The organism is Pseudomonas sp. NKUCC02_KPG, from assembly GCF_019345465.1.
Lineage (GTDB): Bacteria > Pseudomonadota > Gammaproteobacteria > Pseudomonadales > Pseudomonadaceae > Aquipseudomonas.
Map to the genome: position 1 here is coordinate 64,131 of NZ_JAHKRC010000018.1, position 14,863 is coordinate 78,993.

The following is a 14,863-nucleotide window of genomic DNA, read 5'->3' on the forward strand; positions in this document are numbered from 1 at the left end:
AACGCTGTGTTCAACCCGTGGCCCCATCCCCTTTGCGTTGCCGTCACCCTGGCTGCGCTGGCCAGTTCCACTCTGGCGCAAGCGCAGGATCTGACCTTCAATCTGCCGTCCGGCCCGCTCGCCAGCACCCTGAATGCCATTGCCAGCCAGAGTGGACACATCGTTTCGCTGGAGCCGTCGCTGGTAAAGGGCAAGCAGGCGCCTGCGGTGGTCGGCAAGATGCCCGCCGAGCAGGCGATGCAACAGGCATTGTCGGGCAGCGGCTTGCAACTGCGAGTGACGGGCCAGGGCAACTTCAGCGTCGAGCCGGTCATGGACAGCAATGCCGCGCTGCAACTGGGGGCTACCAACATCGTTGAACTCAGCACCGACGCCACCACTGAAGGTTCTGGCTCCTACACCTCGCGGGCGGTGACCATCGGCAAGGGCACCCACACCCTCAAGGAAATCCCTCAGTCGATCACGGTAGTGACCCGCAAGCAGCTGGACGATCAAGGTCTGACAGACCTCAAGGACGCGGCCAACAAGACCACCGGACTGGTCGGCGCACAAGGCGTGGGTAAAGGCATGATCCTCAGTTCGCGCGGGTTCCAGATCGACGACTGGCAATACGACGGTGTACCGATCCCGCGCAACACCTATGCACTGGGCAACTGGGCAACCCAGGACCTGATCTTCTTCGATCGCATGGAAGTGCTGCGTGGCGCATCCGGTCTGCTGCAAGGCACCGGCAGCCCTGGTGGCGCGGTGAATCTGGTGCGCAAACGCGGGCAGATCGCACCCACTGTGACCCTCACCGGCAAGGCGGGCTCCTGGGATCATTACGGCTTGCAACTGGACGCCGGCGGCCCGCTGAACCAGACCGGCACGGTCCGTGGACGCTTCGTGGCCGACCAGGACGACAGCCACTCGTTCGTCGATTCCGCCTGGAGTAAAACCACCTCGCTGTACGGTGCCCTGGACTTCGATTTGCGTGACGACACCACCCTGGGCCTGGCGGTCAGCCACTCCAGCGGCGAATCACGGCCGATGGTTCGCGGCTTCCCGCGTTACGCTGACAGCAAGGCAATCGATCTGCCGCGCAGCACCTACACCGGCGCGAAGTGGAACCACTCTCAGATCGATGTCACCACCCTTTATGCCGATCTGGAGCACAGATTCAACGACGACTGGGCTTTCAAGGTCGGCGCCGTGCGCCAGACCGAGAGCAATATAGCCAAGAACCAGCGGGTGCAATCCACCCTCAAGGGCTTGGCCGCGGATGGCAGCGGCGTGCAGTACGCCGATTTTTACTCGGACTTCGACTCCACCAAAATCGGTCTGGACATGAACCTCACCGGCAAATTCGAAGCCTGGTCCATGCAGCAGGAGATCATGGTCGGCGGTAACTACTCGAAGCTGACCACGGACGACCAATACGCCCGTACTTTCAATGACAGCACTGACACTATTTTCGGTATCGACCATGACCGTCCTGACATCAGCTACGAAGGCCTGATTAATTCCCCAGGGGGGCAGGGCACTCCGAGCAACTATGACATTCGTCAAAAAGGGCTCTATGGCAGTTGGCGAGTCAAGCCGGTCGACTCCCTGACCCTGGTGCTGGGTTCCCGGGTCAGTTGGTACGACTACAGCTACAAGTATTGGACCCAGAAAGCGTCCGGCATTACCGCCAACCCGGACAGCACCACCAACGAAACCGGGCAAGTCACCCCTTACGCAGGCATCGTCTATGACCTGAGCCGCGAGTGGGCCGTCTACGCCAGCTACACCGACGTTTTCGAACCACAGACTGCCCGCACCGTAACGGGCCCTGTGCTCAAGCCGGTGATCGGCAGCAACTACGAAGTCGGCATCAAGGGTGAGTTGATGGACGGCCGGGTCAACACCTCCCTGGCGGTGTTCCGTTATGACCAGGAAAACCGTGCCGTCCCTGACATGCAATCGCCCCAGCTCTGCGACGGTTGGTACTGCTCAATCGCGTCAGGGAAAGTGCGCAGCCAGGGGATCGAGGCTGAAATCAGCGGTGAAGTGACCGACAGCCTGCAACTGTTTGCGGGCTACACCTACAACACCACCAAATACCTCAAAGACCCGGAAAGCGAAGGCAAAATCTTCAGTTGGTGGACGCCAAAACACATGCTGCGGGTGTGGAGCAACTACCAGTTCAGCGGTGACTGGAGCCGCGTGAGCACGGGCCTTGGCTTCACCGCTCAAACCCATACGATTGGCTATGACAGCTCCGTGAACGTGCCGGGTTACGCCGTGTGGAATGCCCGTGTCGGCTACCAGATGACGCCGGAGATCGAACTGGCGATGAACGCCAACAACCTGTTCGACAAAACCTACTTCACTGCGGGCTATAACCAGCTCAATGGCAACAACAACTACGGTGATCCGCGTAACGTAATGTTCAGCGTGAAATACACGCCAACGTTCTGATGCCGCGAATCAAGGGTGTGGACGGTTTGTGGACGGAAAGCGGTTTTCAGGGTGTTTTGAAAAGCAAAATCCCAAACCCCGGAAACACAAAAGCCGCGCAGTGCGCGGCTTTGAGTATGGTGGGCCCAGTAGGACTCGAACCTACGACCAAGGGATTATGAGTCCCCTGCTCTAACCAACTGAGCTATAGGCCCTCAGTAGGCCGCGGATTATAACGACGGTTTCTCGGTAGTGCTATCCGAAAAATCTGAAATAGGCATACGAAGGAAGGTTGCTGCGAATTTTTCAGCAGACAGAGGGGGGCTGACGATGGCGCCCTGGATTTGTTCGCAACCGGCTTGGGCCAGGAATGTACGCTGTGCCCCGGTTTCTACGCCGTCCGCGATGATGGTCAATTGCAGGCTGTGCCCCAGTGTAATGATGGCGCGAACAATAGCGGCATCGTGTGCGTCATCGGGCAGGCCCTTGATAAAAGACGAGTCGATTTTCAGCGTGTCCAGCGGCAAGCGCTTGAGGTAGCTGAGGGACGAGTTGCCGGTGCCGAAATCGTCAATGGACAGTCTTACCCCCAGTTGTTTGAGTCGATGCAGGGCTTCACAGGCTTCTTCGGCCTGGCACGTAATAAAGCTTTCAGTGATTTTAAGTTGCAGGTAGCCGGGCTTGAGCATGCAAGTCTTGAGCAGGTGCTGTACGTGCTCCAGTAACCCGGGTTGGTGCAGTTGAGCGCTTGCGAGGTTGACTGAGATCGCTCCAAAGGGGACGTACACCTGGTTCCATGAGTGCAGTTGCTGGCAGGCGCGTTCAAGCATCCAATCCCCTATTTGTATGATCATGCCGTTTTCTTCGGCCAGATGAATCAAGCGCTCGTGGGGGATTTCTCCGAGTATGGGGTGGATCCAGTGCAGCAGAGCTTCGGCCCCGACCACGCTGCAGTCATCCAGGCTGATTTTGGGTAGGTACAACAGTGATACCTGGCCGCGTTCCAGGGCTCGGCGCAGCTCATGGCTCAGGACGACCCGCGCACTGGCTTGTGAACCAAGGTCGTGGCTGTAGCGTTCGACGCGGTTGCGCCCTTTGAGTTTGGAGTGGTACATCGCCAGGTCGGCATTTTTGACGAGTGTGGCGACGTCGTCGCCATCGTCCGGGAATACGCTGGTGCCGATGCTGGCGCTGATGAAAAGCTCGTGCTCGCCTGCCAGGAAGGGTGCGTTGAAACACGCCAGCAACTTGTTGGCAATCATTTGCGCATCGTTGGCTTGTTTGAGCCCGGGCAGCAAAATGATGAACTCATCCCCGCCCAGACGGGCCACTGTGTCGATGTCGCGCAGCTGTTCCTTGAGGCGGGTTGCGATGCCTTTCAGCAGAAGGTCGCCCACTGGATGCCCGAGGCTGTCGTTGATGTTTTTGAATCGATCAAGGTCCAGAAACAGCACGGCACTGCGCTGGCCGTTTCGCCTCTGATCGGCCAGTACTTCGCATAACCGGTTTTCAAACAGTAAACGGTTGGGAAGGTTGGTCAGCGGGTCGTGATGGGCCTGGTGGTCAAGGCGTGCCTGAGCATGTTTGAGGCTGGAAATATCAGAAAATACGGCCACAAAGTGGGTGATCAGGTTGTCGCTGTTGCGAACGGCGCTAATGGTCAACCAGTTGGGGTAGATTTCGCCATTTTTGCGTTTGTTGCTGATTTCGCCCTGCCAGTTGTCGGCGTTCGACAGTTGATGCCACATGGCTGCAAAAAATACCCTGTCGTGTTGGCCTGACGCCAGGATTCTCGGGGTCTGACCCACTGCTTCACTCTCGCTGTAGCCGGTGATTTCGGTGAAGGCCCGGTTCACTGCAGTGATTTTTTGCTGGGGGTCGGTAAAGATGATGCCTTCGGCCGTGCTTTCAAAGACGGTGGCCGTTTGCAGGAGTTTTTCCTGCATCTGGTGACGTTCGGTGATGTCGTGAATGATGGTCAGAATGCAGTGTTCAGCTCCGATCATCAGTGGGTAGCTGGAAATCTCACAGAGGCGAATGTGCCCGTCTTTATGACGGAAGTTACAGCTGAAGTCCCGTACAAAACCGTCCTGTTCCAGTAGTCGCAGCACTTCGCGCCGCTGCTGGAAATCTACCCATAGATGCAGGTCAAACGTTGAGTGGTGCAAGGCGCTGGTACTGTCATAACCACTGAGACGGCTGAAGCCTTCGTTTATCTCTATCAGCAGGCCGTCACTTTTTCGGCTCACTAACAGGCCATTGGGTGAGGCATGGAATACTTTGGCGAACTTCTCTTCGGATAAGCGCAAGGCCTCTTCGGTCTGCTTGGTTTCGCTGATATTGATCATCAGGCCGCGCAGTACGACCTGCAGGTTATGGGTTGTGATGCTGGCGATGTCGCGCAGCCACAGCGTGTTGCCGTCAGCGGTGATCACGCGATAGTCCAGGCTGTGGTCGCAGTTGGCGTTGACTTCCTTTTCGCGGAATTCCCGGGCTCGGGCCAGGTCGTCGGGATGCAGGATTCGATTCCAGAAGCCCAGACTTAGCCAGTCTGCAATCGGGTAGCCCAGCAACGCTTCGGCCTGGGGGGAGACATAGGTATAGGTGCCGCCGCCCAGTGGTGCCTCCCAGGCGATAGCTGAAAGGCTTTCAATCATTCCCCTGTAGTGATGCTCGCTGCTGCGCAGCTCCTGTTCCAGGGCCGTTCGCCGGGAAATTTCAGAGCTCAGGTGCCGATTGATGCGCACGACGATGAGCAGCACGGTGATCAATAGCAGCGCGCCGGGAAGGACATACACCAGCAAGGTGCGCCACAAGGCCCGGTAGTCACTGATGTTGCCGACCCAGTGCTGCTGAATGCTTTCGGTTTCACTGGGGCTTATGTCAGCCAGTACTTTGTCCAGCAGTTCGAGCAGCACGGTCTGACTTTTGGGAACGGCCATTGCCAGTTGAAAGCGAAAAGGCGTTTCGCCACTGACGTAAAGACCATCGAGTTTGAGCTGGCGCAGGCTCCATACGCTGGAAGCCAGGTCGCCGACCATCGCATCGACCTGGTCCGTGGCCAGCGCCTGCAGGGCCGAACTGACGTTGGGCAGTGCGACGATGTTCAGGTCCGGGTATTGCGCGCGCAGAAGCTCATGGGGGGCGTAGTTTTCAATGACGCCGACCCTGAGGCCGTAGAGGTCTTCGATGTTTTTCGGTGACGCGCCACCCTTGTGGGCGAGGATGACGATGGGGAAGTCCAGATAGGGCCGGGTAAACGCCAGGTACTTTTGACGTTCAGGTGTCGACATGATGCCGGGCAGCAAGTCGATCTTGCCTTCTTTGGTCTGTTCCAGCACTTCGCTCCAGCTTGGAGCTGCCACCGGTTTGAAGGTTATACCCAGCCGGTCGCTGATCAGCTGTATGTAATCGGCGGCAAGGCCTTTGTAGTTGCCTTCCTGATCGCGGAACTCAAAGGGCGGCCACGTGGTGTCGATACCAAGGAGCAGCTCAGGATGGTCTTTGAGCCACTGTTGTTCATTATCGGTGAACGTCAGGGCGTGGGAGCCCGTAGTCCAAACGACAAGCGACAGTAGCAGGATGGCCAGCAATCGTGACATGCGCGTCTCTTCAAAACGCCTGGATGCATCCAGTGTAGTCGGGCTGTGGCAGGGGGAGGGAGCAGGAAGGGTCTTGGCTATAAAGCAAAACCCCCGGCAGGGCCGGGGGTTTTGTTATCACTCGTCGAGGAAGGAGCGCAAATGCTCGCTTCTCGTCGGGTGGCGCAGCTTGCGCAACGCTTTGGCTTCGATCTGACGAATCCGTTCACGGGTAACGTCGAACTGTTTACCAACCTCCTCGAGGGTGTGGTCGGTATTCATGTCGATACCGAAACGCATGCGCAGTACCTTGGCTTCACGGGCTGTGAGGCCGCCGAGTACATCGCGTGTCGCTTCTTTAAGGCTCTCAACAGTGGCTACATCGATTGGCGACTGCATGGTCGAGTCTTCGATGAAGTCACCCAGATGGGAGTCTTCGTCATCACCGATCGGGGTTTCCATGGAGATCGGCTCTTTAGCGATCTTCAATACCTTACGGATTTTATCCTCAGGCATTTCCATGCGTTCGCCCAGCTCTTCCGGGGTCGGTTCGCGACCCATTTCCTGCAACATCTGGCGGGAAATACGGTTGAGCTTGTTGATCGTCTCGATCATGTGCACCGGAATACGGATGGTGCGGGCCTGGTCGGCGATCGAGCGAGTGATCGCCTGACGGATCCACCAGGTGGCATAAGTCGAGAATTTGTAGCCGCGGCGGTATTCAAACTTGTCTACCGCTTTCATCAAGCCGATGTTGCCTTCCTGGATCAGATCGAGGAACTGCAAGCCACGGTTGGTGTACTTCTTGGCGATGGAGATAACCAGACGCAAGTTGGCTTCAACCATTTCTTTCTTCGCGCGGCGGGCCTTGGCCTCACCGATCGACATACGACGGTTGATGTCCTTGATCTCGGCAATCTTCAGGCCGGTTTCTGCTTCCAGGGCAGACAGCTTTTGCTGGCAACGGATGATGTCCGGTTGCAGGCGACCAATGGCTTCAGCATATTTGCTTTTGCCTTTGGCCAGCGCGTCGCTCCAGCTTTCGTCGACTTCGTTGCCCGGGAACAGGCGCAGGAAATCGGTACGCGGCATGCGTGCATCACGTACACACAGCTGCATGATGGCGCGCTCTTGTGCACGCAGACGCTCCAGGGCGCTGCGAACACGCTCAACCAGGCCTTCGAATTGCTTCGGGACCAGTTTGATCGGCATGAACAGCTCTGCCAGTGCAACCAGCTCGGCAATTGCCTGCTTGCTGCCACGACCGTGCTTTTTCAGTGCCTTGCGAGCGAGTTCCATCTGATCGGAAACGGCGCCAAAGCGCTGAGCCGCGATGATCGGATCGGGGCCGCTTTCGACCTCTTCCTCTTCTTCGCTGGACTCTTCCTTATCGTCCTCTTCGTCATCACCTTCGGCTTTCACCTTTGGGTCGACAGGAGGCGGCACTTCGGCTGCAGGCGGCGCAATACCATCGTCCGGGTCGATATAACCGCTCAGAACGTCGGACAGGCGACCACCTTCGGTGGTGACGCGAGTGTACTCGGAGAGAATATGGTCAACCGTGCCAGGGAAGTGCGCAATTGCGCCCATCACTTCACGGATGCCTTCTTCGATACGCTTGGCGATTTCGATTTCGCCTTCACGTGTCAGCAGTTCTACCGTGCCCATTTCACGCATATACATGCGCACAGGGTCGGTAGTACGACCAATGTCGGTCTCTACTGCCGCCAACGCGGCAGCTGCTTCTTCAGCAGCTGCTTCGTCGGTGTCGGCATCGGCCAACATAAGGGCGTCCGCATCCGGAGCACTCTCGTGTACGGGGATCCCCATGTCATTAATCATGCGGATGATGTCTTCCACTTGCTCCGGATCTGAAATATCTTCGGGCAGGTGGTCGTTGACCTCTGCGTAAGTCAGATACTTCTGCTCACGGCCGAGGGTGATCAACTCTTTGATACGAGACTGCTGTTGCGCTTTTCCGGACATAACACCCTATCCACTGAAGGTCTTGGCGGGCAAAAAACAAGCCGAGGATTATACCTTAGCTATGACCTCACGCGCCAGTTGAGGTCGGGTTTGATGCGGGATTATTGCGACTTAGAAGGTCGCGTAACTGATTTTTTTCCTCGCTACTTAGCTCGCCTTGACGTGCTTTTCGAAGAAGTTGCTCTAGATTTCGCTCGCGTTGACGAGCTGACAAGCTAGTTATGGTGTCGAAAAACTGTTGTTCAAGGTTATCGGCATCAATTAGCCATTCCTTTTCCAGCAGTCTTTGCAGCAAGCGGCCCTGTTCAGTGCCGTGCCAGCGGGACAGTAGCTGTATAGAGCTTAGCTTAGGATTTTTCTGTACGGCCTCTACCAGCGCAATCAGTAACTGATTGTTAGTCTGGTCTTCTGCAGCAAAGTGCCCGGCATCCTCAACTTTTTTGGCCAGTTGCGGATGGTGCAGCAGGGTGCGCAGGGCTGTCAGTGTAGGCGGTTCAACGCCTACGGGGATCCAGGCCTGCTCGCGTTCGCCGCCACGCTTGCCTTTTTTGTCCCAGGGTTTGTTTTCCCACTTTTTACCGCCAGCGCCAGGCTTTTTCGGCGTCCATTCCTGTTGCGGGATGTACATGTCCGGTTGCTGGAAGTCGCTGTAGTCGGGCATTGCATCGTAATCAATGCCGGGGTCGTAGGTCGGTTGAGCCTGGGGCTTCGAAGGTGCGTTTTGCGCCAGCTGGCTGACGGTCTCGCTGGTCAGGCCGGTAATTTCGCTCAGGCGCTGGCGCATCAAGGTCCGCAGGTTGGCACCCGGGACTTTGTCGATCAGCGGTGCTGCCAGCGTGGCCATATGGGCTTTGCCTTCTAGCGAGCGCGGGTCTGCTTCTTCGGTTAACTGCTGGAAGAAGTAATCGGCCAGTGGTTGTGCGTGCTGGTTGATGCGTGCCTTGAAGGCGTCGGTACCTTCGGAGCGCACCAGTGTGTCCGGGTCCTCGCCTTCAGGCAGAAACAAAAAGCGCGCGCGCCGTCCATCCTGCAGGCAAGGGAGTGTGGCCTCCAGTGCGCGCCAGGCAGCATTGCGGCCTGCCTGGTCGCCGTCAAAGCAGAACAAAACACTGGGTACCACGCGGAACAAGCGCTTCATGTGTTCTTCACTGGTGGCGGTGCCCAGTGTTGCGACGGCATTGCGCAGGCCTTGCTGGGCCAGGGCAATGACGTCCATGTAGCCTTCAACCACGATGATTTCGTCGAGGCTGCGATTGAACTTGCGTGCTTCGAACAGCCCGTACAGTTCCTGGCCTTTATGAAAGACCGGCGTTTCCGGGGAGTTCAGGTATTTGGGTTTGTCATCGCCCAGGACCCTGCCACCAAAGGCGATGATGCGGCCACGACTGTCGCGGATCGGAAACATGACGCGATCACGAAAGCGGTCATAGCGCTTGCCGGTCTCGGCGTTTTCCACCAGCAAGCCCGCATCGATCATGGCTTTTTGCTGCAGTGTGTCGCTGCTTAGGTGTTTGTACAGATTGTCCCAGCCTGGCGGGGCGAATCCGAGACCGAAGTCGCGGGCGATTTCGCCGGTCAGGCCGCGGCCCTTCAGGTAGTCCACAGCAGCTTTGCGTGCAGGATGGGTTTTTAATGCCTGGCGATAAAAATCGGCAGCCGCGGTCAGAAGTGGATAGAGCGGAGAGTCAGTTGGCTGCCGCGGCTTGTGTGGGCGGCCACTTTCTTCTCGCGGGATCTCCATGCCGGCGGCTTTGGCCAGTTCTTCGACGGCCTGGGGGAAATCCAGGTTGTCGTGGTCCATGATGAAGCCGAGGGCGTTGCCGCCCGCGCCGCAGCCAAAGCAGTAATAGAACTGTTTGTCGGGGCTGACGCTGAAAGACGGCGTTTTTTCTTTGTGGAAGGGGCAGCAGGCCGTGTAATTTTTGCCGGCTTTCTTCATTTGCACGCGAGAGCTGACGACATCGACGATATCGGTACGGTTCAGAAGGTCGTCAATAAAGCTCTGGGGGATTAACCCGGCCATGGCGTTCTCGTCATCACTGCGCAGAAATGGGTCCGTATAAAGGGCTTGGACATCGCGCGTGCAGGCGAATGCACTGCTCGATCGTGGGGCGTCAGCTCAATTATTTCGGGGAAGTGTATCTGTCGAAACCCGGTCTGCTCATTTTAAACAGAGTGAATGGGATCGGTAATTTTCACGCTCTGAGTCCGGCACTGACCAATGGCTGGTCTCGGATAGCTCATAAGCAGACACTGGAGAGGTGCCTTGGGCTGATCGTCTTTAGGGAAAATCAGAGAGGTGTGCTCGTCGGTAGCCTTGGAAGGCTCGTCAGTAAAGACGTGCACCGCTGGCTATTAGGCCAGGTCTGACGTGATGTAACGCTTGTCGCGGTCGCATCTGCGGCCTTGACGATAAAGCATGTAACCTTCAACAACTGCCTACGGCCCGGCTTTAGGCCGGGCTTGGCAGAAGCGTGCTACGAACGTCTGTGTATTAGTACAGACGAACGGCGCGGCGCTGCTCGCGCTGAACTTTCTTCGCGTGACGCTTAACAGCAGCTGCTGCTTTGCGTTTACGCTCGGAAGTCGGCTTCTCGTAAAATTCGCGGCTGCGAACTTCAGCCAGAACACCGGCTTTTTCGCAGGAGCGCTTGAAACGACGCAGAGCTACGTCGAAGGGTTCGTTCTCTTTTACTTTGACGGCTGGCATCCAGAGCTACCTTCATTCATTACCGGGGTCAACGTCTCAAGGCAAAAATTGCGTTGAAAGACGTCGGTTTTTAAGGGTTGCGGATGTTAACCCCTCATCGCCCGGAATGCAAAGCCTCTGATCGAAAACCGCTGGCCGGGGGCGGGAGTGGCGACTATTATGCGCGCCTTCGAATTTAGCCTCTACAAGGCGTAAACCCATGCTAGTACTGGGATTAGAAACCTCCTGCGACGAAACCGGCGTCGCGCTATACGACAGTGAGCGCGGGCTTTTGGCCGATGCACTGTTCAGTCAGATCGACCTTCACCGCGCCTATGGCGGTGTGGTGCCGGAGCTGGCTTCAAGGGATCACGTCAAGCGCATGCTGCCCTTGATTCGTCAGGTGCTGGCCGAAGCCGATTGTGTGCCGACCGAGATCGACGCAATAGCCTACACGGCGGGTCCAGGATTGGTCGGAGCCCTTCTGGTTGGGGCTTCTTGCGCTCAGGCGCTGGCTTTTGCCTGGGGTATTCCGGCCCTCGGTGTCCATCACATGGAAGGCCATTTATTGGCTCCGATGCTGGAAGAACAGCCTCCGGAATTTCCGTTCGTCGCTTTGTTGGTATCGGGCGGTCACACGCAGCTGGTTCGCGTTGATGGTATCGGCCAGTACGAGTTGCTGGGCGAGACGCTGGACGATGCTGCGGGTGAGGCGTTCGACAAGACCGCGAAGATGATGGGGCTCAACTATCCAGGTGGCCCTGAGATCGCGCGTCTGGCCGCTCAGGGCGTTGCGGGGCGTTTTGTATTCCCTCGCCCCATGACTGATCGTCCGGGGCTGCAGTTCAGCTTCAGCGGCCTCAAAACCTTCGCCCTGAACACTTGGCAGCGCTGTGTGGCCGCGGGCGACGATACCGAGCAAACCCGTTGCGATATTTCCCTGGCGTTCCAGCAGGCTGTGGTCGAGACGCTGACGATCAAGTGCAAGCGCGCCTTGAAGCACGCGGGCATGAAGCGCCTGGTGATTGCTGGTGGTGTGAGCGCCAACAAGGCGTTGCGTGTATCCCTGGAAAAAATGCTCGGCGAGATGAAGGGTAACGTTTACTACGCTCGCCCGGAATTTTGCACGGATAATGGCGCGATGATTGCGTTTGCTGGTTGCCAGCGTTTGCAGGCTGGCCAGCACGAAACATTGGCAATCAGCGTGCAGGCACGCTGGCCGATGGAGCAGTTGAAGCCCCTGTGAGAGCCGGGGTTGGATCGAGCGTGAGGTTTTTTCACGGGCAAGATTCAGAAATGGCGTTCGCGCCCAGCCATCAGGTCGCGTAAATTGCCGCGGTGGCGCCAGACAATCAGTGCCGTCAGGACGCTCATGGGCAGCAGGGCGGCAGGCTCTTGCCAGGCCAGCAATGGCAGGGTCAGGGGTGTGGCGATCAACGCCGCCAGTGAGCTGGTACGGGTCAGCTGAAAGGTTAGCAGCCATGCTGCGACAGCCAGCAATGCCGCGGGAGGGTATAGCCCCAGTAGCATGCCGGCAGCCGTGGCGACACCTTTGCCGCCGCGAAAGCGGAAGTACGCAGGGTACATGTGGCCTACGACGGCGCAGCTACCGATCCAGGCTTGGTCCTGGAGCGAGAAATCCAGTTGGCAGGCCAGAAGGACGGGTAAAAGCCCCTTGCACAGGTCGCCGAGCAAGGTCAGGACGGCAAGTTTTTTGCCAGCCAGACGCAACATGTTGGTTGCGCCGGCATTGCCGGAGCCACTCATTCGCGGATCGGGAGTTCCCGTCAGGCGGCTGAGCAAAATGGCAAAGGACAGAGAGCCAAGCAGGTAGGCGAGGATCGCCAGTAACCAAAACATGCTAACTATTCCGGGCGAGGACGCCCTGATTCTAACGGCGCATTGCGCCCTTGTCGTGCTGCGGAGAAGAGTGCTTGGACAGAGTGTTTATCGAAGGCCTGGAAGTCGACACCGTAATTGGTGCTTATGACTGGGAGCGCGGCATCCGTCAGTGCCTGCGTCTTGACCTGAGTTTTGCGTGGGATAACCGTCCGGCTGCCGCTGGCGATGACCTGACGCTGGCTCTCGATTATGCGAGCGTTTCCACGCGTATTCAGGCATTTGCCGAGCACGCTCAATTTCAACTGGTGGAAACCTTTGCGGAGCGTCTGGCAGAGGTGTTGATGAGTGAGTTCAACATTCCCTGGCTGCACCTCAAGCTGACCAAGCCCGGCGCCGTTGCGGCGGCCACAGGGGTTGGCGTGGAGATTGAGCGCGGATGTCGCTAACTCAGGTTTATCTCGGGCTGGGCAGTAATGTCGAGCGCGAAAAGCATTTGCTGGCGGGGCTTGATGCACTGACCGGTTTTTTGCGCGATATGTGTTGCTCTGCGGTTTTCGAAAGTCAGCCTGTGGGTATCAAAAGCGGGCCTTTTTTCAATCTGGTGGTGGCGGCGAAAACCGATTTTCCACTGATTGAGTTGAGTCGGCGATTGAAGCTGATCGAAGCTGATAACGGACGTTATGCTCAAGATCGTAAAGGATTGCCACTGGATATCGACGTGCTGTTTTACGGTGACCTGGTGGGGAGTTTTGACGGATTGACCTTGCCCCGTGCCGAGATTCTCAAGAATGCTTTTGTGTTGTGGCCGCTATCGTTGATAGCGCCAGACAAAGTGCATCCAGGTGTGGGCAAGACCCTTGCTCAGTTGTGGGCAGAGGCACAGATCGATCAAGTGCTCGCACCTGCTGCGTTTGAATGGCGGGGTGAGCAGTTGACGCCGCTGGAGATGCTGGCAGGCTGAAGGTCGTTTGAATGTGCAGCAGGGTGCTGCTTTTTTGTGGGAGCGGGCTTGCTCGCGATACTGGCGCTGCGGTCTTTGCGTCAGACCGCATTGATGCCATCGCGAGCAAACCCGCTCCCACAATATTTGCGCTACACGGCATCCTTGTAGGCTTGCAGTGCCTTGAGCCGCTCGTGCTTCAGGGCCTCACCCAGTTCTGGGCCTTTGAAGCCCTGCTCCAGCAGTGGTTGCACGGCCACGGCCAGTGCGGCCCGTGCAGCGCCGCGCAGGTAGTCAGCTTGCGGATACGGCCGGTTTTCCAGGCCAAGACGCCCTTTGGCGTCCATCTCGCATGCCACGATAAACTCCTCGAATCGCTGCGGGCGGCGGTACACGTCAAAGCGCTGCAGTAACTCGAGTAGCGTCGAAGCCTTGAGCTCAAGAGCACGATGGCCGTGGGTGTGGTACTCGCCCACCAGCAATGCCAATTCCTGGCAATCCCTTGGCACTTTGTAGCGATCATTTACGGCTTTGATCAGGCGTAGTCCTTTGTGCTCGTGGGCAATGTGTCTGGGCCAGTCTTTCTCCGGCGTAAGCCCCTTGCCAAGGTCGTGCAGAAGGCACGCCCAGCGAACGGTCAGCGGTTGCTTGTGCAGCGCCGATTGCTCCAGCACGCTCAGGGTATGCACGCCGCTGTCGATTTCCGGGTGGTGGGCAGGGGGTTGTGGCACACCAAACAGTGCATTCACCTCTGGCAGCAGCACCTCCAGTGCGTCACAACTGCGCAGCACTTCAATAAATACCTGAGGTTGGTCTTCCATCAGGGCGCGGGAAATTTCTTTCCAGCAGCGCTCGGGGGTCAAGGCTTGCAGCTCGCCGGATCTGGACAGCTGGCGCATCAATTCCAGCGTTTCTGGTGCGATGTTGAAACCAAGGCTCGCGTAGCGTGCTGCGAAGCGGGCCACACGCAGGACTCTGAGAGGATCTTCGGCAAATGCGGGGGAAACGTGGCGTAAAACACGGTCTTCAAGATCGCGCTGACCATTGTAAGGGTCAGTTATATTGCCAGCATCGTCCTCAGCCATTGCGTTGATGGTCAGGTCGCGGCGTATCAGGTCTTCTTCCAGGGTGACGTCGGGGCTGGCATGAAAAATAAAGCCGCCATAACCATGACCGCTTTTACGCTCTGTACGTGCCAGAGCGTATTCGTCGCCGGTTTTGGGGTGAAGAAATACCGGGAAGTCTGAACCTACAGGGCGATACCCCAAGGCTTGCATTTGTTCGGCTGTTGCGCCAACGACTACCCAGTCAATATCGGTGACAGGCTTGCCCAGCAGGCGATCACGTACAGCGCCGCCAACTTTATAGATCTGCATAAAAAACCTCCGTTAGCACGACAGGATA

General features: G+C 57.4%; 10 protein-coding genes and 1 tRNA gene. 4 read left to right on the forward strand and 7 right to left on the reverse strand.

Annotated features, from left to right (window positions below):
• The first annotated feature begins 6 nt into the window (after positions 1-6).
• Entirely contained in the window at positions 7-2,442 is a 2,436-nt protein-coding gene (locus KO536_RS21140; RefSeq protein WP_219262871.1) for a TonB-dependent receptor, read from the forward strand.
• A 117-nt stretch (positions 2,443-2,559) separates the two neighbouring features.
• Here the strand turns inward: KO536_RS21140 and KO536_RS21145 are convergent.
• From KO536_RS21145 to rpsU, 5 genes are all read right to left on the reverse strand, one after another.
• A tRNA-Ile gene (locus tag KO536_RS21145) sits at positions 2,560-2,636 on the reverse strand.
• A gap of 15 nt (positions 2,637-2,651) precedes the next feature.
• Complete coding sequence (locus KO536_RS21150; RefSeq protein ID WP_219262872.1) at positions 2,652-6,023, reverse strand: bifunctional diguanylate cyclase/phosphodiesterase; 3,372 nt, start codon at positions 6,021-6,023, stop codon at positions 2,652-2,654.
• Between the two features lie 117 nt (positions 6,024-6,140).
• Positions 6,141-7,988, reverse strand: coding sequence for an RNA polymerase sigma factor RpoD (gene rpoD / locus KO536_RS21155; protein WP_133075298.1), 1,848 nt, complete (start codon positions 7,986-7,988; stop codon positions 6,141-6,143).
• A 67-nt stretch (positions 7,989-8,055) separates the two neighbouring features.
• Positions 8,056-10,011: a DNA primase gene (gene dnaG / locus KO536_RS21160; RefSeq protein WP_219262873.1), complete on the reverse strand. Its 1,956-nt coding sequence runs from the start codon at positions 10,009-10,011 to the stop codon at positions 8,056-8,058.
• 471 nt (positions 10,012-10,482) lie between these two features.
• Positions 10,483-10,698 (reverse strand): 30S ribosomal protein S21, encoded by a 216-nt coding sequence (gene rpsU / locus KO536_RS21165; protein WP_002551877.1) that lies wholly within the window; start codon positions 10,696-10,698, stop codon positions 10,483-10,485.
• Positions 10,699-10,897: 199 nt separating this feature from the next.
• On the opposite strand from rpsU, the gene tsaD reads away from it, so the two are divergent.
• Positions 10,898-11,923, forward strand: coding sequence for a tRNA (adenosine(37)-N6)-threonylcarbamoyltransferase complex transferase subunit TsaD (gene tsaD / locus KO536_RS21170; protein ID WP_048361129.1), 1,026 nt, complete (start codon positions 10,898-10,900; stop codon positions 11,921-11,923).
• 44 nt (positions 11,924-11,967) lie between these two features.
• On the opposite strand, the gene plsY is transcribed toward tsaD, so the two are convergent.
• On the reverse strand, positions 11,968-12,537 hold the full coding sequence (gene plsY, locus KO536_RS21175; RefSeq protein ID WP_133075300.1) for a glycerol-3-phosphate 1-O-acyltransferase PlsY: 570 nt from the start codon (positions 12,535-12,537) through the stop codon (positions 11,968-11,970).
• Positions 12,538-12,611: 74 nt separating this feature from the next.
• Here plsY and folB point away from each other — a divergent pair, with 74 nt between their 5' ends.
• A complete protein-coding gene (folB, locus tag KO536_RS21180; RefSeq protein ID WP_133075301.1) occupies positions 12,612-12,965 on the forward strand; it encodes a dihydroneopterin aldolase in 354 nt (117 codons plus the stop codon).
• Positions 12,956-13,480 (forward strand): 2-amino-4-hydroxy-6-hydroxymethyldihydropteridine diphosphokinase, encoded by a 525-nt coding sequence (folK, locus tag KO536_RS21185; protein WP_133075302.1) that lies wholly within the window; start codon positions 12,956-12,958, stop codon positions 13,478-13,480. Before folB ends, folK begins: the two co-directional genes overlap by 10 nt.
• Positions 13,481-13,611: 131 nt before the next feature.
• On the opposite strand, the gene KO536_RS21190 is transcribed toward folK, so the two are convergent.
• Positions 13,612-14,835 carry a multifunctional CCA addition/repair protein gene (locus KO536_RS21190; RefSeq protein WP_133075303.1) on the reverse strand — a complete coding sequence of 408 codons (1,224 nt, stop codon included), beginning with the start codon at positions 14,833-14,835 and terminating at the stop codon, positions 13,612-13,614.
• Positions 14,836-14,863 lie beyond the last annotated feature (28 nt).

Coding starts and splice junctions, on each gene's coding strand:
- KO536_RS21150 (WP_219262872.1), bottom strand. CDS start 6,023: ATGTCACGATTGCTGGCCATCCTGCTACTGTCGCTTGTCGTTTGGACT.
- rpoD (WP_133075298.1), bottom strand. CDS start 7,988: ATGTCCGGAAAAGCGCAACAGCAGTCTCGTATCAAAGAGTTGATCACC.
- dnaG (WP_219262873.1), bottom strand. CDS start 10,011: ATGGCCGGGTTAATCCCCCAGAGCTTTATTGACGACCTTCTGAACCGT.
- rpsU (WP_002551877.1), bottom strand. CDS start 10,698: ATGCCAGCCGTCAAAGTAAAAGAGAACGAACCCTTCGACGTAGCTCTG.
- tsaD (WP_048361129.1), top strand. CDS start 10,898: ATGCTAGTACTGGGATTAGAAACCTCCTGCGACGAAACCGGCGTCGCG.
- plsY (WP_133075300.1), bottom strand. CDS start 12,537: ATGTTTTGGTTACTGGCGATCCTCGCCTACCTGCTTGGCTCTCTGTCC.
- folK (WP_133075302.1), top strand. CDS start 12,956: ATGTCGCTAACTCAGGTTTATCTCGGGCTGGGCAGTAATGTCGAGCGC.
- KO536_RS21190 (WP_133075303.1), bottom strand. CDS start 14,835: ATGCAGATCTATAAAGTTGGCGGCGCTGTACGTGATCGCCTGCTGGGC.